Here is a 19,892-nt window from a genome sequence, read left to right on the forward strand (position 1 = left end):
TATTAAAACTTTATGAGATAAGCCTATGCATAGAAAAGTATAAAACTTCAGACCATAAAAAATGGGAAGATGTTCCCGCATCCCCCCATTATAATGTGGTACAACTTAACTACCAGTCCTTCTATAAACCAAATAGTTAAATAACCTTAATGCTAAATTATGAAAAAAAATGCACACCGCATTAACCAAGTGCGGCTGAACCAATTTTTGAAAGTACTTCTTATGTTTAAATTTATCTGTATCCTGGTACTCGTCTCCTCGTTGCAGGCGTTTTCAAAAGGATATGGTCAGACCCGCATCAACGTAAATTTCCAAAACGTATCGCTAAAAAAAGCGCTAAAGGAAATTGAAAAAAAGTCTGACTATCGCTTTTTGTATAACGACGATATGTTGTTGAAAAATGACATGCCCGCCAGTTTAAATACAAAAGATGCATCACTGGAAGAGGTGATGAAAATTGTACTTGGCAATACCAACCTGAATTATACGCTGAGTGATAATAACCTGGTTATACTTACCGAAAAGGGTAAAGCGATGGCTCCCGGAGGTATTAATGGTAAAGTAATCGACGATGCCGGATTGCCAATGCCCGGTGTTACAGTAAGAGTAAAAGGAACAAACGTAAGCGCTCAAACCGATTTGCAGGGCCACTACAGTTTAAATATTCCGGATGCTAATACCGATGGCGTTGTGCTCGTGTTTTCTTTTGTCGGTTACGCTTCGCAGGAAGTACCGGTAAGTGGAAACTCGCTCATCAATGTACAGTTGAAAGCTGCGTCCAACTCACTGAACGAAGTTATTGTGGTTGGTTACGGTACGCAGAAGAAAGAAAACCTTACAGGCTCTGTTGCAGTGGTCAACATGAAAGATGCCGGTAAAAGGGTAACACCCGATGTTGCCAGGGCTTTACAAGGTCAGGTTGCAGGCGTGCAGGTAAATGGTTCGGGTGTACCGGGCGAGGGTGTTTCTATCCGTATTCGTGGTGTAAGCTCGCTCATCAATAACAACCCGCTTTATATTATTGACGGTGTACCAACTATGGAACCGTTTGATTTCCCAACGACAGATATTGAAAGTTTACAGGTAATTAAAGATGCGTCTGCCGGCGCCATCTACGGTTTCCGTGGCGCGAATGGTGTGGTGATCATCACTACTAAAAAAGGCAAAAACGGCGCTATGAAGATAAACTATAACGGTTATGTTGGTTATCAGAAAAATCCTAAAACGTTATCTGTTACCGATAGGGTAGGTTATCAGCAGATAGCAAACGCTGCCGAAACCAATGCCGGTTTATCTCTGGCCCCGGGCAATGATCCATCTTCAAACAAATTTATCAGCAACGTAAATACCGACTGGCAAAAGTCGGCCTTTAAAACCGGGTATACTCAAAGCCATGATTTGGGCTTATCGGGCGGTAACGAAAATATGAGCTATAATGTTGCTTTCGATTATTTTAACCAAACCGGTACAACAGTATCCGGCCCTTCATATACCCGTTACAACCTGAGCGGTAACATCCAGGGTAAAAAAGGAATTGTATCCTTTGGTACCAAGTTTGCCTATACCGAAGGTGATTACAATAACCTGGCCTACCCGCACTTGCACGGTACCGGCAACCAGATAGTCGACCTGGTAACAGCTATTCCAACCATGCCTATTTATGATCCTAACCGTGTTGGCGGTTATGGCGGTGTTGATCAAAACACGCAAAGGGCTATTTCTTTAAATATCATCGGCGTAAATAACCTGTTAAACAGCACAGGGCAGCGTAACCGTATGCTGGCATCGGCATGGATGGAGATTGAGTTTATCAAGAACCTGAAATATCGCCTGAACGCGAGCTATGACCGTAACGATTTTAAGAATACTTATTTTGATCCAATCTATGATCTCGGCTGGTTCTACCCAAATACAACAGCCTATTACAGCGATGCGCGCGGCAATTATTACACCGCGCTTATCGAAAATACGTTAAGCTACAAGTTTGATATCAGTAAACATCATGTGGAGTTATTAGCGGGTACTGCTTATCAAAAAGATAAAAATGACAACCTTACAGGTATTGCCTATAACCTGCCTCAGCCATATCTGTTCTCGTTTGATAACGTAAGTAACACAACCGATAAAACCGTATTCGGCAACAGTAATGAGCGTAAGTTTTATTCGCCAATATTTGGCCGCATAAACTATAACTATGATGACCGTTACCTGCTTACAGCAAACTATCGTCGTGACGGTACATCGCAATTACCCGAATATAACCGCTTTGGTAATTTTGCAGGTGTATCCGCAGGTTGGAATATCAATAAAGAAAAGTTCCTTCATTTGCCCGAAACCATCAGCCAGTTAAAACTAAAAGCTGGTTACGGTACATTGGGTAACGTAAATGCCCTTGCGTTTTATCCATACCAGGCAGTAGTAAATGCTAATGCCAGCTATGTCTTCGGTAACACCCTGGCTTCGGGTGCAACCCAAACCCAGGTATTTGATCAAACCAATAAATGGGAGCAAAAACGCACAACCAACGTTGGTATCGACCTGAGTTTGTTTCATGATCAGCTGAGCTTTTCATCAGAATATTATGTGAACAAGATCAAGGGGATCCTTTTATCGGTACCTATTCCAATCTCGGTAGGTGCAATAAATACACCACTGGTTAATGCTGCATCGTTTACCAATAAAGGTATCGAGTTTACAGTAACTTATCGCAGCAGGGACACCGGGCCATTTAACTATACCATCAGTGCTAACGCCTCAACGGTTAAAAACAAAGTAACTTCGTTAGGTAATGGCGGTAACCCAATTTATGGTGCTTATAGCAAAACCGCTGTAGGTGGCGAAGTTGGTGAACTATACGCGTTTAAAACCGAAGGTATTTTTAAAGACGCCGCCGATGTAGCAGGCCATGCTACCCAAACAGGTGCTGCCCCCGGTGATGTTAAATTTGTGGATACCAATAAAGACGGTATAATCAATGATGCCGACCGTGTTTACTTAGGCTCGGCTATTCCTAAATTGTATTATGGTTTTAACTTCAGCGCTAATTATAAAAATTTCGATGCCTCGGTATTTATCCAGGGCAACTATGGCAGTAAAATAGCCAACGGTGTATACCAGTCGTTAATGACCGGCCAGTATACCAATGCCAGCACCGATGAGCTGAACTATTGGACGCCTACTAATACCAACACCAATGTTCCGCGCCCAATAATCGGCGATCCTAATGCCAATAACCGCAATTCCGACAGGTTTATTCAAAGCGGCTCATATGCCCGTTTGCAAACCGCGCAATTGGGTTATACATTGCCGGCAAGCTTGCTGAACCGTACGCATGTGATCAGGAGCTTTAGGGTGTACCTGTCAGGTCAAAACCTTTATACTATAACCAAGTACAAAGGCTTCGATCCTGATTTTATTAACGATGGTACCATTAACCGCGGTTTTGATTACGGCTCGTTCCCTAACCCGCGCACTTTACTGGTAGGCTTACAATTAGGATTATAAACACTGATTAACGATTTAACATTATTTATAATGAAAACGATATATACAAAGGCAGTATTTACGCTATTGTTGGTGGCTGCATTTGCCATGGGATGTAAAAAGAGCGATCTGACTACGGTAAACCCCAACGCGCAAACAACTCAAACTTTCTGGCAAAACTCCAGCGATGCGGTGAAAGGCATAAACGCCGTATATGGCAGCTTAATTATTGATGGTTCATACATGCGCTTTTCCCCAATAGTGGAGAATACCAGGGGAGATGATGCTACAAGCTACAGTCCCTGGGACCAGATCTATAACATGGGCAAATTCAACATGCAAAGCACCGGTGACGGTGTGCTGTTTTCATGGACAGCTTATTATCAGGGCATTTTACGTGCTAACGAGGTGTTAAAATACGTGCCGGCCATCAACATGGATGCCGAGTTAAAGAAACGCGTATTAGGTCAGGCCTATTTTCTTCGTGGATTGTATTATTTCCACCTGGCCGATTTTTATAAAAACGTGCCTATGCCACTGGTGCCTGCCGCTTCAAGTACCGATTATTTCCAGAAACAACAGCCACAGGACGTGGTTTGGGCGCAGGTGATCAGCGATTTTAAATCGGCCGAAAGCATGCTGCCAACAACCTATAACGGCTTATCGCCCGATGGGCAAGTTGGTCGCGCTACAAAAGGTGCGGCATCGGCATACCTGGGAAAAACCTACCTGTTTACTAAAAAATACGCTGAGGCCGCGGCCGAATTTAAATCGGTTATTGATATGGGACTTTACAGCCTGGTGCCTAATTATTACGACAACTTTTTTGCAAACAACGAGAACAACGCCGAATCGATTTTTGAGGTGCAGTTTTCAAGAGATGCCGGAGGTACTGATCTGGGCTGGGGCGGTGATCCGTCGTCAGGTTGGGGACGTACATCTGCTCGTGCTATTACCTTTGGAGCGGCAAGTTTTGGTTTTACCGACGTGCAGCCAACCCCAGTGTTGTATAACGAGTATCTACAGGAGAAAACTACCACCGGTGCAGTTGACCCGCGTTTGGATGTAACCATGTATTACAACAAGCCCGGCGAAAAATTATATAACCAGGATTTCGCGACCCGTTACGCAGGCAGCTCGTCATTAAACGCCTTGTTTTGCCATAAATATGAAAATGGCGACAGCGGTCAGGCCGATGAGTATGACTGGAGATCGGGCATTAACGAAAGGTTGATGCGTTATGCAGATGTGCTGCTGATGTATGCAGAGTGTTTGAACGAATTAGGTACCACAAACGATGCTTACCAATACATTCAAAGGGTGCGTAACCGTGTTGGTTTACCTAACCTGGCTACCGTTAAACCGGGTATGAGCCAGGCCGAAATGCGTGAGCAGATAGGCCACGAGCGTTTCCTTGAGTTTTCGCTGGAAGGCCACAGGTTTGATGATATCCGTAGGTGGGGCTGGTTGCAGGATGCTACCAAACTGGCCTGGCTAAAAGCCCGCGATCCGGAATTTAATACTTATACCCCGGGTAAAGAGTATTTACCAATACCACTTACAGAGGTACAAACCAATGTGGGCTTGGTACAGAATACGGGGTATTAACACCATTTAACCTTCATTCATTAGCTTTTGTCATTTCGATAGAGCAGGGGCGGAACTGAGCGAAGGGAGCGAAAGAGAAATCTTGTACACCATAAAGGGCAGATATGCAAAGTTCGCCATACGTGTTGTATAAGATTTCTCACTATCGTTCGAAATGACATGATTTTAGATAAGCAAGAGATGACCAAGATGATGACGAAAAAGAAAAGTTTACCCCTATACTTAATAGCAACGCTGGCAACAATAATATTTTCCTGCTCAAAAAAGGAAACACCAACGCCAACAACCACTAAAACGGATACCACAACTACGCCGGTAACAAGCAGTTTTGATATCAACAGCATTAGTGATACTTATGCCGATATCTCCGCTTTTACCTATTATCCTAAATGGACGGTGTATAATGTGCATGACCCTTCCATTAAAAAGTTTGGCGACTATTACTACTGCTATAGTACGGACGTGGCTTTTGGTACTGATGTAAGGTCGGGGCTGCAAATTCGCCGGTCGAAGGATTTGGTGCAGTGGGAGTATGTGGGCTGGGTATTTTCGTCGTTACCGGCACAGGGTTCTGCTTATATAACCGGTAAAGGAGGCACGCCCTATAACGCGCTGTGGGCGCCTTATGTGATGAAGGTAGGATCGGAATACAGATTGTATTACTCGCTTTCATCGGCAGTGGCACGTTTAAGTGTTATTGGTATGGCAACGGCATCAGCTCCTGACGGACCGTGGACGGAGAAAGGTATCGTAGTAACATCTACCAATGATGCCAGTATCCAAACCAATGCTATCGATCCAACGGTGATTGTTACAACCAGCGGCGAGCAGTATATGTACTATGGCTCGGCCTGGGATGGCATTTACATCCTGAAACTTGATCCTTCAACAGGTCTTGCAGTTTCGCCGGGTGATAAGGGTAAACGTATTGCTAACCGGGGCTTTACCGGCGGTAAATACAATGGCAATATTGAGGGCGCCGAGGTGATCTACAACCCTGATCTGAAAAAGTATTTCCTGTTTATCAGTTATGATTGGTTGCAAACCAAGTATAACGTTAGGGTAGGGCGGGCTGATAGTCCGACCGGGCCATTTTACGATTATAACGGCCACGATATTAATACAGACGAGGATCATGGTCCGATGATTTTGGCACCATACCAGTTCACCAATCAAAGCGGATGGCAGGGTACAGGGCATTGCGCGGTATTTGATAATGGTAGCGGACAATATTTTATGGCACACCAGGGCAGGCCGGGTATCAACTCTTACTTTATGGACCTGCATGTTCGTAAAATATCATGGACTCCTGATGGCTGGCCGATAGTATCGCCAGAGCGGTATGCCAACGTGACCCAAACCGCTATAGCAGCTACCGATGTAGCCGGAACTTATGAAAAAATAACATTGAATTATCATGTTGTTCCAGGATATGGTACCGAGCAAACAAATCCGGATTTCCAGGTTTCAACAGCCTTTAAACTGGATGCCGCGGGCACAATTGATGGAAACGCGGCAGATAAGTGGACATTCACAAGCCCATGGCTGGAACTTAAATACAGCAGCGGCGACACTTACAAACTTAAAGTTGAGCGTGAGCGCGACTGGGAAAATAAAATAACATCAACCCTGATATTTACCGGGTTAGACAATCATGGCACCGCCATTTGGGGAAAGAGAAAACAATAGGTTTGTTTTATATAGGTTGGTAGCCCTTCGGTTTAATTACCGGGGGGCTTTTTTTGTTGGCGGTAGTTTACCGCGTTGTCTTTTAATCAAGAGATGCTGTTTTATGTGTTTGAATTGAAAATATTTTCCACAATTGATTGTTTTTCTGTTACTTATTCGTATATTGAAATTACCAAATTAACCTGAGTATTTATGAAAAGTGTAAAGCATATCCTGGCTCGCAAGGGGAGCAATGTTACTGCCGTACCCGCCGAAACTACTGTATTTAATGTGTTGAAATTGATGGCCGATAAAAATATCGGTTCGGTAGTGGTGACCGAAAATGGCAAATATGTGGGCCTGATGACCGAGAGGGACTATTCCCGTAAAATTATCCTGATGGGCAAACACTCCGACGAAACCACAGCCGGCGAAATCATAAGTACCAATTTCCCAAGAATCACACCTGAATCATCTGTTGATGAATGTATGCTGATCATGAGTGAAAACAATATCAGGTATTTACCGGTGTTTGATGTTGCCGATAACTTGTGTGGCATTGTTTCTATGAGCGATGTGGTATATGAAACCATTCATTCGCAAAGGGAAACCATTGAGCAATTGCACAGCTACATTCAATCAACGTAAACTATTTTACCAAGCCTCGTTAAACTTCACCCAATAAATATCATCCCAGCCGTTGCCGGGACTGTTAAGCAGCGCTCGTAATTGTTGGTAGGTTTTAGTTTGGCCATTATTTAGCTGGGTGTTAACACGGTTGCTGGTGAAGATCAGGTATTTTTTGTCGGTGGTTACATAAGGACAATAATCAAGTGCCGTGCTGTTGATAGGGGCAGGCAGATGTTTGACGGGTAACCATTTGCCTGATTTATCTTTATGGCTGATGTAAAGATCACCATGCCCAAGGTCATCGGCCCGGCCGTAGCAGCTAAATATGATAAACTGTTCGTCCGGATCAATAAAGGCGTTAAACTCGTCGTATTTGGTATTCACATCTTCGGGGAGGCTTTCGGGTTTGGTGTAGCCCGTTGCTGTTGGTTTGCAAACTACAATGTCCTCGCTGCCTTTGCCGTAATCGGCTTCTACCGTAAAATATAGGTTGTTATTTTTAGCCACACTTGGATAATATTCGCTTTTATCGGAATTTACTTGCAGGCCGAGATTTTCCGGTTGTGTCCAATCCCCGCTTTTACCGCGTTTAACCCGCCAAATGTCAAAGTCTTTTTTTGCTACAGAATCATTCTCATTCAGAGGCCTGTCTGACGAGAAATAAATGGTTTGCCCATCCGGTGAAAAGCTTGCCTCCAAATCACGGTAACGGCCGGAGAACGGCGCGACTTCGGGCTTACCCCATTTGCCGTTTTTCTTTTGGATGTGCAAAATTGTACTGGTAATAAAACGAGGCTGTTGCAGCGTGAAAAAGATTTCGTCGCCTTGTGGCGAGATGGTAAAATCGCGGTTGCTTAGGCCATCGGTGAGGATACCCTGTGCAAACAGACGTGGCGTATCGGCCGGGAGATCGATATCGGGGTAGGTCACCTGTGCAAATCCATTACAGGCAATCAGCAGAAAAACACAAAGCGAAATTAATTTGCGATACACCATGGTTATCAAATTTATATGGTAAAGATTACAGGCTTATCACCCCAACAGGGGGATATTGGGCTTTGCTTAATTAAAATACGGTTTATTATTTATGTTTGTTTACCAATCCGTTTTTATGAAGGTTTTTATTGTAGCTGTTAGTGCATTTGTGCTATCGGTATTTCCGGTCAAAAAGCAACAAACATTTGATGACTTTAGCAGAGATTTTGTATCGGGCTACAACAGTTTGCATCTGCCGCAATTGGAATTGAGCTATGTAAGTGGTTTGGAGCATATTGGTACCGCTGCCGATGTTCAAAAGCAATTGGACTTTTTTACAAAAGTCAAGACCGGCCTGTCGGCTTTTAAGGCAGACCAATTAAATGAATCGGAAAAGGTAGATTATCAGCTGATCAGTTATGAAACCGGTCTTAACCTGGAACGCATCGCCCTTGAACAGGATTGGTTGAAAAACAAACCGGCGGCTGTTCCGACCAATGGCATCATCAATATCCCTAATGGAAAAGCCTGGTATGCTTACCTGCTTAAACGCTGGACAAGCGCCGACGCTACTCCGGATGAAATTTACCAGTTTGGGTTAACCGAAGTTAGCCGCGTTCAAAAACATATCGAGACTATCCGGCTGCAAACCGGTTTAAGCGAAGATGATTTTTATAAACATCTCAACGATCCTTCCTTTTTTATCAGCGATTCGAAAGTAGTACAGCAATCGTTTGAAAATACTAAGACGATTATTTACGCTAACCTGCCCAAACTGTTTAATAACACCAATATCGCACCGCTAAAAATTGTAAAAGGCGAAAGCCGGCAATTAGCTCAAACGCCCGGCTATTATGATAGCAATGTATTTTTCTATAACCTTTTTGACAAGCCTTACAATAAACGCCAAATCGACTGGCTTTTTATTCACGAGGGTGTACCCGGTCATCATTACCAAGCCAGTACCGAGGCACAAACCAAAACATCGGCTGTGCAACAGCTGTTTTATTACATGGGTTTTGCCGAAGGCTGGGGTGCTTATACCGAAGAATTAGGCAAGCAATTAGGCGTTTACAAAACACCTTACGATGAATTGGGCAAATGGGAGTGGGACATTGTGCGTTCGGTTAGGGTGCCACTGGATGTAGCCCTGAATTATTACGGCTGGACAGACGAGCAGGCACTTGCCTTCTGGAAAAGGAACATCCGCGGACAGGATGACATAGCCATGCGCGAAATTGCCCGGATCCGTCGTTGGCCGGCACAGGTTGTTACCTACAAATACGGCGCATTGCAAATACTGCATTGGAAACAGGAGTTACAACAAAAGCAAGGCGCCAAATTTAATATCCGCGATTTCCATTCACGCGTGCTCGACCATGGTTCGCTGCCATTATTTATGGTGAAGGAAAACGTGTTTAAAAAAGGTTAAATCTTTTCCTTAGGCAAATCACTCCGTTTAAAAAAGCACCAGAGGTGCTAAAGGTTTGTAGCAGATTAGATTATAACAGATTTTAACGTGCCGTAGGTACGCAACTTTTGCGCTTTCTCGACAGCTTAAAATCCTTTATTCAACAGCTCCTGGTAACAATCAATATACTGGCCAACGTGAATGCCATCAACTAAAGCATGGTTAACGTGGATAGATACCGGCATGGTGCGTTTGCCATGATGCTCGGTCATTTTACCGAAGGAAATTTTAGGGCAGCTATCCACAAATGAGAACATCCGCGCATGAGATAGCGAAGTAAAGTTGATCCACGGCAGCGAAGAATAGCGGATCACGTTATTTAAAGCTTTGCGTTCAAGCAGGTTGTTGCTTTGCACCCGCTCAATTTCTGTGTTGGCTTCGCGGATAAAATCTTCAAATAATGGGTGAAACGACCACTCGCCAAAGCCAAACGTGCCATTAGCTCTTGGAACGGTTGAGCTGGCGTCAATCCGGTTATAAATAAAAACTTCGTCGTTTTCCATGCGGTATTTGAACGGCTCAATAATTTGTGAGGCGGCTAACGACTGATACATGGTATAAAGGAAAAACGAGATCCCGTTGTCCTTAACAAACTTATAGGCGGCGGTTACGTCAATGTCTACATTCACGCCGTAATAGGGTTCCTCAAACTGTTTGAAAAAAGTGTAATGCTCTTTTCTGATCCAGTTTTCAATATCTACTTTTTGTTTCATAACTATTGCTGCTGCAATATTAAGGATATTAATAGTATTAAGTCGTAAGTTAGAAGTACTAAGTCTTAAGCCGGAAATTTGCTTTTTGACTTAAGATTTATGACTACCGACTAATTTTAACTTAACTTCGGGAAACACTAATCTGCCTGAAAATGTCATCTGCAATAAATAATATCCGATATCAAAAAGCCGAAGCTTTTAAAGCGCTGCACGAACGTGATGGTTTGTTCGTTATCCCTAACCCATGGGATGCAGGTTCGGCCAAAATTTTAACGGGTTTGGGCTTTGAAGCTTTTACTACTACAAGCGCCGGATTGGCTTACACGCTTGGCCGCCCGGATGGGCATGCTATGATCAGTCGCGATGAAACCCTTGATAATGCCTTGTCTATTATTAACGCCACGCACCTGCCCGTAGCTGCCGACCTGGAGAATGGTTTTGGCGATACTCCCGAAATCTGCGCCGAAACAATTTTAGCCGCTGCCGGTGTAGGGTTGGTTGGCGGCTCGATAGAAGATGCCACCGGTAACGACCAGGACCCCATATATAATTTTGAGCTTTCAGTTGCCCGTGTAAAGGCTGCTGTTGAGGCAGCTCGAAGTCAGCCTTTTCACTTTACGCTAACCGCCAGGGCCGAAAATATGATCCACGGAAAAATTGATCTGCAGGATACTATCAAACGTCTTGTTGCTTATGCCGATGCCGGAGCTGATGTGCTATTTGCGCCGGGACTTAAAACAAGAGAACAAATAAGTGAAGTGGTAAAAGCTGTTGCACCTAAGCCTGTAAATATTGTACTTGGTGCAGCCGGGTTTGATATCAGCTTTAATGAACTTGCCGATCTGGGCGTAAAAAGGGTAAGTCTTGGTTCTGCATTGGCAAGGGCTGCTTTGGGCGCATTTCAGCGGGCCGCCGTTGAATTAAGCAATGGAGGCTATGATTTTGTGAATGATGCGGTACCTTATTTGGAATTAAATAAAATTTTTGGAAAATAATCACATCTCATTTGAAGCCTGAATCAGGTCGGTTTTTGAACTGTTTTTGCTTTTGGTCATGCCATAACCCGGTAATTTTCAGCGTTTAAAACCTGCTAGTATTGATTTGTCAAAATACCATTTGGTATATTGTTATATCTTTGCGCCGATTTTAATAAAACCATCATGTTAAACAGAGTAGTTATAACAGGTCTGGGCGCTTTAACACCGCTTGGAAATAATGTAGAAACTTATTGGCAAAACTTAGTTGCCGGTAAAAGCGGTGCGGCAACCATCACCCGTTTTGATGCATCCTTGTTCCGTACGCAATTTGCCTGCGAACTTAAAGATTTCAATATCACAGAGCATCTGGATAAAGCCGAACTAAAACGTACTGATACCTTTACTCAATATGCCCTTGTAGCAGCAGATGAGGCTATCAAAGATTCGGGATTTGAGTTGAGTAAAATGGACCCGTTTGATATTGGCATTATCTGGGGCAGCGGACAAGGCGGTATGGAAACTTTTGAAGAGCAGGTGACCGAATACGCCAGGGGAAACGGACAGCCAAGGTTCAGCCCGTTCTTTGTGCCTAAATTCATTTCTAACATGGCCTCTGGTATGATCTCTATCCGTAATGGTTTTATGGGGATCAATTATACAACCGTTTCGGCCTGTGCAACGTCTAACACCGCCATTATGGATGCCTTTAACTATATCCGTTTGGGTAAGGCTAAAATCATAGTTACCGGTGGTTCAGAAGCGCCTATTACACCAGCTTCTATCGGCGGTTTCAGTTCTATGAAAGCTATGTCGGCCCGTAATGATGATCCGCAGCATGCTTCAAGGCCATTTGATATAGATCGTGATGGTTTTGTTATGGGCGAAGGCGCCGGTGCTTTGGTACTGGAAGATTATAACCATGCGGTTGCCCGTGGCGCGCATATTTATGCCGAAGTAACCGGAGCATCTATGACAGCAGATGCCTACCACATGACAGCAACACATCCTGAAGGACTTGGTGCCGCCCGTGCTATGCAGCAGGCACTTACCGAATCGGGTTTAAGCATCGAAGATGTTGACTACCTGAACATGCATGCTACCTCAACCCCGGTGGGTGATCTTTCAGAGATCAATGCTTTACTGGCAGTTAGCAAAAATAAAGAGATAAAAACCATCATAGGATCAACCAAATCAATGACCGGTCACCTGCTTGGTGCTGCCGGTGCTATTGAGGCTATCGCTGCTATTAAATCGATAGAAAATCAGGTGATCCCGCCAACTATCAATACCACAACTTTAGACCCGGCTATTCCCGATACTTTGAAATTTGTATTGAAAGATGCCATGGACCACAAAGTAAAAGTAGCCATGAGCAATACTTTTGGCTTTGGCGGCCATAACGGGATAGTGGTGTTTAAGGCGGTGTAGATAACTCACCCGGTCTACGCTTCGCTGGACCACCCTCTCTATCCTTTGGATAAAGAGGGATAGAAAAATAAATAATTAAATCCCCTCTCTACGCTTGTGTAGAGAGGGGATGACAAGCGCAGCGATGTCGGGGTGAGTCGACAAAGTTTAGCTATTCTACAGCCTTAACTACTTTCTTATTTCTTCCCGCTACAACTAATCCTGCAATTACTAACAGTGTACCGGAAATGGTGAACACGGTTATGGTTTCATTGAAGAAAATGTAACCAAGCGCATAGCCGAAAACGGGGGCAAGGTACAACCACGCCGCAGCCTTAACGGTATCTATCTTTACCAGGTAAAGCCATAACTGATTGGCTATGAACGAGAGTACGATGACCATCCAGGCCATAGACAACAGGAGGTTCGTGTCTAAATGATGAATGTGATAGTCTTTAAACAGGAAGGCAAAAGGCAATAACATGACGCCGCCGGTAAATACCTGCCAAACGTTAAAAACAATATTAGTGAGCGTTCGCTTTATCGACGAAAAATAAATACTGCTGCAGGCGTAGGATACCATATAGATAATGAGTAATACTAAGCCTAAGGGCTTGATGTGGCCTTTGGGTAACTCAGAAGCGGCAGAAAGTATCAACCCGCTAAATGCCACCAGCATCCCAATAATTTCAAAGCGGCTAAGCTTACGACCTAAAAACCACGACGAGAACAGCGCCATGAGCAAAGGGGCCACAGCCAAAAACAGCGTGCTCATGCCTGCCGACGCATATTTCTGTGCCGCGAAAAAAGAACCCAGCGTAAACGTGGTATTTAAAAGCCCGTAAATAATAATGGGCTTCCACTCGCTGCCGCGGGGCCAAAAGCGGTGCTTGCTATGTAATAAAAAATAAGGGCCAAATATTAAACCTGTACTAATAAACCTGACACTGGCCAGGATCAAAGCATCGGCCGAACGAATGCCGAACTTGGCTGCTATTGCACCGGTAGACCAAAGCGCGGTGAACACCACACCGGCTATTATTTTTTTATACATACGGCGGCAAATGTAATTAAGCAAAATCTTTTTTGACAAGCTTAATTTACCTTAATCTGTTCCCGCCAATGAGTTAAGAATGCAGCGTTATGGCAGCAGTTTCCAGGTTTTAAGTTCGCCTTTTATTGTCACCATAATTTTGTTGGTTACCATGCGGTTCAAAATTACTTTAGCACCTATCCATAATAAGCTTTTGGTAAGCCAGCCCAGGTCTGCCACATTAAGCATAATGGTTTGGATACGGTCTTTCATACCGCCGCTAAACCTATCGATATCCTGTTCCTTAATTGTAGGCCAGTTGTTGCCCGAGCTGAATTTAATATCAGGGAATTTGATTTCCTCTTCAAATACAGGTATTATCTGGTAGCTATCGTTTTGGGTTGATTTATATTTGGCTTTATCGGCGTTAGCATAACCATCAACAAAAATAGAGTTTGTTGTCAGCGCTTTGGCGGGCACGGTAAAGTAGTCACGTAAAAAGATCTTGCAGTTATGTCGGCCTAAAAAGAAATCATGCACCCTGAATTCTTTATTTAAAAAACCGCTAAAGCCGCTCAGCGCGCCACAGGCAATGGCTTGCTCTCCGGTGAGGTCGGTTGATTTACCATCAGGTGTATCTACCCTGCGCGATGGTGTGATGAGGTACTGACCGGCACAATCCGAGTCCATTGCATCTTTAATATTAACGGCCTTTGAGCGCATTTGCGATAGCATGGAAGATAACGTTAAGCCTACGATATTTGATATCGCCCGTGACTGCGAAATTGGTGTTGGCGCCTGGGTAGGGAAGGGCTCTATCATCAGCACGGTTGAAACAAACTTATTATAGTTGTTGTAATCAACATCGGGCTGACCGGTAAGATCATCCAATACACTCCGCACTTTATCAAATGGTTCGTTATTGATCATGCCGCCATCAACATTCAGGGTTTGGTACCCGCCGGCAGCTACGGGGCTATTAACCAGGTAATTGCTTAGCCATGGGTTATTGTTAACATATTGTGCGTCGCGTTTTACTATTCTTGATTGTAAGCCAACCGGGAAAGCGCCGGTTGCCATAGCTGCGTCAGCAGCTATATCAGTATTTACTTTATTTTTCAGATCCAAAGGCATCCAACCGTCATTATGCCCGGTTATAGCGTTCTCGGTAAGTTGAAAACACGCGTAATCGTTATGGATGCGCATATTATACTTAGTGCGTTCTGGCGATGACGAATTGAACGGGACATTATAAGCATAGCCCTGCAGGTTGGTAAGTGTAGTGAAGATCTTTAAACCTGGTTTAATATAAGCAGGGGTAGGCTGCCACTGTTTGGGGTCAGCAGAAACTACGCGGGTAGCAACATCGTTAATAAAATCAGAATTAAGGGCGGATATTACGCCTGAGTTTTTAATATCAGATGTATCCAGCATTTTCGAAAACATATCTGCCTGAACAAGATCAACCCACGAGTGATAGAGTTTATTCTCAGGATGTTCGGCAAGGATATCTCCTGAAGGTTTATCGATATGGGTTATCGGGTTATTAAGCGAGGATGCTGCCATGATGCTGGTCATGCCCCCGGCAGATGCGCCGCCCATTACAGGGATCTGCACCCTGTGTGATGGAACGCCGGGTTGGCCACGGCGCTTGTCCCATTCGGTTAGTGCCTGGAGCAGGTAATCAATAACGCCCGCGGTATAGGCGCCGGCAGAAACCGCGCCGGCCATACAAAGTCCTACATAAAATACTTGCTGATCTGAAGTTTTTTCTGCTGCCATGAGATAGATTTTAGGTTGGGTGGTGAAATTTAGAAAAAGGATATTGTAAAGAAATGCGTAAAAATACGTGAGTTAATAGCGGGTTTTACCCAATCACATTGCTTTATCGGCTTTTTGTGGCTTTGGGTGTTCCCTGGGTTTAAGTTCCTGATCAATAATGTTTTGTTCGAAACTTTTTTCATCCTTCCGGTCGGTTTTTACAATCCATATCATCAGTGCTATTAACAGGGTTATTACAATGCCTACTATAAAATAATTGATCTGCATGTTTATATATTTGGTTGACTAAATTTATACCGGCTGTATTAACTGGCGATTAAATTTTAGTGTGAAATAAAACATGCAAAGCCTGTAGTTTTTATGTATAAGAACCCCTTATAAAAGTAATAGATCATGCAAACCCATGTAGCCGCCGTAACGCTTGCTGTTAAAGATCTTGATGAGATAAAGGAGTTTTATATCGAAAAATTCGGGTGGCAAATTATTGCCGAAAATGAAAAGATTGTAATGCTAAAGCTTGATAATTTAGTACTCACCCTGTGCGATGAGCCGCTTTTTAAGGAATACACAAATATACATAATAATACCGGGAATAAGGCTGTTTACTTTACCATAAACCTTGCTTCAAAAGCTAACGTTGATGAACAAATAGCGAAATTAAATGAGGATGGTGTACAAATATTAAAGCATCCGGCAGAAACATTCTGGGGCGGATATGCCGCTTTTGTGGCCGACCCGGAAGGAAATTGCTGGGAGATCTGCTATAATCCTTACGCCGGAAACTGAAAAGTAAAGCAAGTTTCTTCCGGGGTTGATGTTACCGCTATTATACCTCTATGGGCTTTGGCTATCTCCGATGAAATATACAAACCCAGTCCTAAACCCTGCTGACCTTGTTTAACTTCACCACGCGAAAATGGTTGAAATAATCGTTCCATCGCCGCAAAAGGAATCTGATCGCCGGAGTTCGTTATTGAAAGTATAAACTTGCCATTGGTATTACTTGCGGCCACCTTTACAGGTGCATCTTTTTGGCCATGTACGAGCGCGTTTGATAACAAATTAGAGAATAATTGCGCCACCCTTGTGCCATCGCAAAATACGGTTTCAGTAATATTAAAGTCGGTAATGATCTCCCGTTCGGGAGCGGCGAGAAGCAATTCGGAAATTACGTGTTTAAGCGTTTTTTCAAGATGCTCATTGTGGCTTAATGCTAACGTAATGCCATCTCCAAGCCGACCACGGGCAAAATCAAGAAGGTTGTCAATGAGCCCTTTCATTCGCATGGACGAGTCCTGAAGGATTGTAGCAAGGCGTTTAAGCCTGTCATCAAGCGGCATCCGCATCATTAGCTGACCAACGTTTGATACAGCGGTAACAGGATTGCGCAGATCATGCCCCAAAATAGCGATAAACTGTTCCCTAAGCTCGGCTGTTTTGCGTTCTTCTAAAAGTTTTTCTTCGGTAAGTGCTAACTTTTCGGTTGCCTGCAAGTGAAACGAAATAAGATCGGCATAAAGCTTAAACATATTGGTCACCTCCGGCGTATTGAGCCGTGCCGGGTTAGGGTCTATAGCACAAAGGGTACCGAAAAAAGTACCATCCTTACGGATGATAGGCATAGAAATATAGCTTTGAAAGCCATACATCAAAGGGGTGTGGTGTGTGCGGAAGCGCTCGTCCTTTTCAACATGGTCAATGATAACGGCTTCCTGCGTTTGCCTTATTTCATGACAGATGGTAGTTTCTAATGTTAATTCCCCACCAGGAACCAGTCCAAACTGGATGTTATCAAGTACAGCACAAGCTATCCATTTTTTTTCGGTAACGCGGGCTACGGCGGCAAAACCCATTCCTGTAGTAAGGCAAATAACCTCCAGTATTGAATTGATTACGGGGATCTGGTTTATGGCTTCCAGATCAGCCTGAAGATTAGGGTCTAAATTGCCTGTCATTTTAAAGGATCAAATAGGGGATTGTGTTTAAAAATACGAATATTACAAACACCAAAAGTATGCATTTGTTGGAATAAGAATAATTTAACTGTTTTGGTTAAAATATTGCCCTTTAATTAAATCTGATTTTTAAAAACGTCAGTATTGTAAAATACAGGTGGACCATTAGTGGATTAATTCAGCGGTAACGTAAACCAAAAAGTGCTGCCTTTATCAACTTCACTTTCAACTCCCATTTCGCCGCCATGTCGTTCAATAATTTCGGCGCTGATGTATAGGCCAAGCCCCAGGCCGGAGTATTGTATACCTGAAGTATCAACTCTGTAGTAGCGTTCAAATAAATGTGGAATCTTCTCTGCCGGGATGCCTTTACCAAAATCCTGTACCGATATTTTAGCCATATCATCCTGCTTACTGATGTTTATGATTATGCGGTTACTTTCAGGCGCGTACTTAACGGCGTTGTTTACAAAGTTAACAACAACCTGGTCAATACGTTGCCTGTCAGCAAATAACTGGAGTTCAGTGTCACCTGTAAGTTCCAACTCGTGTGTGCCTGCAAGTCTGACATGATCACAACATTCGCTAATCATCTGAGACGCTAAAAAATTGGTTTTGTATAACGTAAGTTGGCCCGCGGTAATCTTTGAAACATTAAGCAGGCTATCTACCAATTGCTGCATTTTGTTGAGGCTATTATTACCACGGCTGATAAACTGCGGAATTTTTTCAGACGAGGGATCAACTTTTATCAGTCTGTCAAGCAATTGCATCGACGCTTTGATAGACGTCATTGGGGTTTTAAGCTCATGACTGGCTACGCTAATAAAATCGTCTTTTTGCTGCTGCAGGTGTTTAAACTCAGTGATGTCAAGAAGCGTTCCTAATATCCTGAGCGGTTTGTTTATGGAACCGTAGTATACTTTACCCTGTGCCCTGATCCAGCGGGTTGAACCATCCGGCCAGATGATCCTTGCCTCATAAAAAAGTTTGCCACTAATAAGCGCGGCTTTATGAGCATTATCCCGAAGCTCGATATCATCGGGGTGTAACGCCTTAACAAATAAATCATGAGGAACGTTACGCTCAAATCCGAAGATCTTATTAAATTTTTCGGATGTCAGCAATTCGTCGGTTATCAGGTCAAGATCAAACGTACCTATTTCAGCTGCTTCTACAGCCAGCCTGGCCCGTTCTTCAGCCTCCTCAATTTTGCGCCGGGCAAGAAACTTTTCGGTTACATCAATAGCTATGACCATAACAGCGCTAATCTCGCCATCAAAACCCCTTATAGGTTCATAAACAAAATCAATAAATACCATTTCGGGGATGCCATTGCGCACCAGTAACAGCTTGTGCTCCTTTGCGGTAATGGGTTGCCCTGTTTCAATAACGTTGTCCATCACAGGCGCATACAGATCCGCTGCCTCGGGTATGGCATCCCAGATGCCACGGTTTTCCATTTCTGCACGTTTACGCCCAACAAGCTCAAGATATGAATCATTAACTACTTCAATTACAAGGTTATCGCTGTTGATGATGCAGATTCCTACCGGGGCCTGTTTTACCATATTGTAAAGGGTATGCCTGCTTTCTTCCATGGCCTGGCGGGAATGCTCAATTTCGGTAACATCGGTCGAGAAGCAGATAACACCTACAATTTTTCCACGCGAGTTGCGCACCGCCTGAAATGTAAACTTGTAGTAATTGATTTGCCGTTTGCCATTAATCAGAAATTCAGCGGGCTCATTGTTGCCATAATAGGTTTCGCCGGTGTGATATACTTCACTTATAAGATTGCTGAAAGGCTGCCCTTTAAGATCAGGCAATGCCTCGTCAAACGGTTTTCCAATTATCGATTTGTCCTTACCCCATGCTTTCAGCGTGGCATCGTTAGCTATGGCTATGAGCTTGTCTTCGCCTATACACATATAAACGGGAAAAGGCGAGGCCTCAACAATGCTTCGGAAAAAATTTTCGGTAGGTTCCAAGTTGCGGTAGTAGTTTTATTCGGTAAACGATGCTCTCAAAAATAAAAATATTTTCGTACAGATTTAAATATCCACGCCATGTTCCGGCATTGTTTATTGATAATTAAAAGAATTATCAAAAGCGGTTTTGCAATATGCCCTTGTATGTCAAAATATGCGAAAAATAGCTTTGATAGGCGAAAAACACCGGTTTTGAGCT

15 protein-coding genes are annotated in these 19,892 nt (G+C 43.6%); 8 read left to right on the forward strand and 7 right to left on the reverse strand.

The features are described from left to right. Nucleotides 1–222: 222 nt before the first annotated feature. The 4 genes from DUL71_RS05245 to DUL71_RS05260 all read left to right on the forward strand — a co-directional run bounded on the left by DUL71_RS05245 (nucleotide 223) and on the right by DUL71_RS05260 (nucleotide 7,407). On the forward strand, nucleotides 223–3,504 hold the full coding sequence (locus DUL71_RS05245; protein WP_161964376.1) for a SusC/RagA family TonB-linked outer membrane protein: 3,282 nt from the start codon (nucleotides 223–225) through the stop codon (nucleotides 3,502–3,504). 30 nt (nucleotides 3,505–3,534) lie between these two features. Then, on the forward strand, nucleotides 3,535–5,091 hold the full coding sequence (locus DUL71_RS05250) for a RagB/SusD family nutrient uptake outer membrane protein (RefSeq protein ID WP_114937052.1): 1,557 nt from the start codon (nucleotides 3,535–3,537) through the stop codon (nucleotides 5,089–5,091). A 189-nt stretch (nucleotides 5,092–5,280) separates the two neighbouring features. Then, nucleotides 5,281–6,780, forward strand: coding sequence for an arabinan endo-1,5-alpha-L-arabinosidase (locus DUL71_RS05255; RefSeq protein ID WP_114937486.1), 1,500 nt, complete (start codon nucleotides 5,281–5,283; stop codon nucleotides 6,778–6,780). A 192-nt stretch (nucleotides 6,781–6,972) separates the two neighbouring features. After that, entirely contained in the window at nucleotides 6,973–7,407 is a 435-nt protein-coding gene (locus tag DUL71_RS05260) for a CBS domain-containing protein (RefSeq protein WP_112573797.1), read from the forward strand. Nucleotides 7,408–7,413: 6 nt separating this feature from the next. On the opposite strand, the gene DUL71_RS05265 is transcribed toward DUL71_RS05260, so the two are convergent. After that, complete coding sequence (locus DUL71_RS05265; protein ID WP_114937053.1) at nucleotides 7,414–8,385, reverse strand: TolB family protein; 972 nt, start codon at nucleotides 8,383–8,385, stop codon at nucleotides 7,414–7,416. A gap of 115 nt (nucleotides 8,386–8,500) precedes the next feature. Here DUL71_RS05265 and DUL71_RS05270 point away from each other — a divergent pair, with 115 nt between their 5' ends. Beyond that, nucleotides 8,501–9,796, forward strand: coding sequence for a DUF885 domain-containing protein (locus DUL71_RS05270; protein WP_161964377.1), 1,296 nt, complete (start codon nucleotides 8,501–8,503; stop codon nucleotides 9,794–9,796). 125 nt (nucleotides 9,797–9,921) lie between these two features. On the opposite strand, the gene DUL71_RS05275 is transcribed toward DUL71_RS05270, so the two are convergent. Continuing rightward, a complete protein-coding gene (locus tag DUL71_RS05275; protein WP_114937055.1) occupies nucleotides 9,922–10,548 on the reverse strand; it encodes a CatA-like O-acetyltransferase in 627 nt (208 codons plus the stop codon). 152 nt (nucleotides 10,549–10,700) lie between these two features. Here DUL71_RS05275 and DUL71_RS05280 point away from each other — a divergent pair, with 152 nt between their 5' ends. Next, on the forward strand, nucleotides 10,701–11,543 hold the full coding sequence (locus tag DUL71_RS05280) for an isocitrate lyase/PEP mutase family protein (protein WP_114937056.1): 843 nt from the start codon (nucleotides 10,701–10,703) through the stop codon (nucleotides 11,541–11,543). 165 nt (nucleotides 11,544–11,708) lie between these two features. Then, nucleotides 11,709–12,953: a beta-ketoacyl-ACP synthase II gene (fabF, locus tag DUL71_RS05285; RefSeq protein ID WP_114937487.1), complete on the forward strand. Its 1,245-nt coding sequence runs from the start codon at nucleotides 11,709–11,711 to the stop codon at nucleotides 12,951–12,953. Nucleotides 12,954–13,104: 151 nt separating this feature from the next. On the opposite strand, the gene DUL71_RS05290 is transcribed toward fabF, so the two are convergent. The 3 genes from DUL71_RS05290 to DUL71_RS31870 all read right to left on the reverse strand — a co-directional run bounded on the left by DUL71_RS05290 (nucleotide 13,105) and on the right by DUL71_RS31870 (nucleotide 16,014). Then, nucleotides 13,105–13,986, reverse strand: coding sequence for a DMT family transporter (locus DUL71_RS05290; protein WP_114937057.1), 882 nt, complete (start codon nucleotides 13,984–13,986; stop codon nucleotides 13,105–13,107). Between the two features lie 87 nt (nucleotides 13,987–14,073). Continuing rightward, nucleotides 14,074–15,747, reverse strand: coding sequence for a patatin-like phospholipase family protein (locus tag DUL71_RS05295; protein ID WP_114937058.1), 1,674 nt, complete (start codon nucleotides 15,745–15,747; stop codon nucleotides 14,074–14,076). Between the two features lie 93 nt (nucleotides 15,748–15,840). Next, the gene (locus DUL71_RS31870; RefSeq protein WP_154402320.1) at nucleotides 15,841–16,014 is read right to left on the reverse strand and encodes a hypothetical protein; all 174 of its coding nucleotides are present in this window, start codon (nucleotides 16,012–16,014) and stop codon (nucleotides 15,841–15,843) included. A 126-nt stretch (nucleotides 16,015–16,140) separates the two neighbouring features. On the opposite strand from DUL71_RS31870, the gene DUL71_RS05300 reads away from it, so the two are divergent. After that, a complete protein-coding gene (locus DUL71_RS05300; RefSeq protein WP_114937059.1) occupies nucleotides 16,141–16,533 on the forward strand; it encodes a VOC family protein in 393 nt (130 codons plus the stop codon). Here the strand turns inward: DUL71_RS05300 and DUL71_RS05305 are convergent. Beyond that, a complete protein-coding gene (locus tag DUL71_RS05305) occupies nucleotides 16,518–17,702 on the reverse strand; it encodes a GAF domain-containing sensor histidine kinase (protein WP_114937060.1) in 1,185 nt (394 codons plus the stop codon). The genes DUL71_RS05300 and DUL71_RS05305 overlap by 16 nt on opposite strands. Nucleotides 17,703–17,875: 173 nt before the next feature. After that, a complete protein-coding gene (locus tag DUL71_RS05310) occupies nucleotides 17,876–19,693 on the reverse strand; it encodes a PAS domain-containing sensor histidine kinase (protein WP_114937061.1) in 1,818 nt (605 codons plus the stop codon). Nucleotides 19,694–19,892 lie beyond the last annotated feature (199 nt).

The sequence above is a fragment of the Mucilaginibacter endophyticus genome, assembly GCF_003351025.1.
In the GTDB taxonomy this organism is placed as follows: Bacteria; Bacteroidota; Bacteroidia; order Sphingobacteriales; family Sphingobacteriaceae; genus Mucilaginibacter; species Mucilaginibacter endophyticus.

Bases quoted from the DNA above. Each gene is read 5' to 3' on its own strand.
- DUL71_RS05245 (WP_161964376.1), top strand. From the start codon at position 223: ATGTTTAAATTTATCTGTATCCTGGTACTCGTCTCCTCGTTGCAGGCG.
- DUL71_RS05250 (WP_114937052.1), top strand. From the start codon at position 3,535: ATGAAAACGATATATACAAAGGCAGTATTTACGCTATTGTTGGTGGCT.
- DUL71_RS05255 (WP_114937486.1), top strand. From the start codon at position 5,281: ATGATGACGAAAAAGAAAAGTTTACCCCTATACTTAATAGCAACGCTG.
- DUL71_RS05260 (WP_112573797.1), top strand. From the start codon at position 6,973: ATGAAAAGTGTAAAGCATATCCTGGCTCGCAAGGGGAGCAATGTTACT.
- DUL71_RS05265 (WP_114937053.1), bottom strand. From the start codon at position 8,385: ATGGTGTATCGCAAATTAATTTCGCTTTGTGTTTTTCTGCTGATTGCC.
- DUL71_RS05270 (WP_161964377.1), top strand. From the start codon at position 8,501: ATGAAGGTTTTTATTGTAGCTGTTAGTGCATTTGTGCTATCGGTATTT.
- DUL71_RS05275 (WP_114937055.1), bottom strand. From the start codon at position 10,548: ATGAAACAAAAAGTAGATATTGAAAACTGGATCAGAAAAGAGCATTAC.
- DUL71_RS05280 (WP_114937056.1), top strand. From the start codon at position 10,701: ATGTCATCTGCAATAAATAATATCCGATATCAAAAAGCCGAAGCTTTT.
- fabF (WP_114937487.1), top strand. From the start codon at position 11,709: ATGTTAAACAGAGTAGTTATAACAGGTCTGGGCGCTTTAACACCGCTT.
- DUL71_RS05290 (WP_114937057.1), bottom strand. From the start codon at position 13,986: ATGTATAAAAAAATAATAGCCGGTGTGGTGTTCACCGCGCTTTGGTCT.
- DUL71_RS05295 (WP_114937058.1), bottom strand. From the start codon at position 15,747: ATGGCAGCAGAAAAAACTTCAGATCAGCAAGTATTTTATGTAGGACTT.
- DUL71_RS31870 (WP_154402320.1), bottom strand. From the start codon at position 16,014: ATGCAGATCAATTATTTTATAGTAGGCATTGTAATAACCCTGTTAATA.
- DUL71_RS05300 (WP_114937059.1), top strand. From the start codon at position 16,141: ATGCAAACCCATGTAGCCGCCGTAACGCTTGCTGTTAAAGATCTTGAT.
- DUL71_RS05305 (WP_114937060.1), bottom strand. From the start codon at position 17,702: ATGACAGGCAATTTAGACCCTAATCTTCAGGCTGATCTGGAAGCCATA.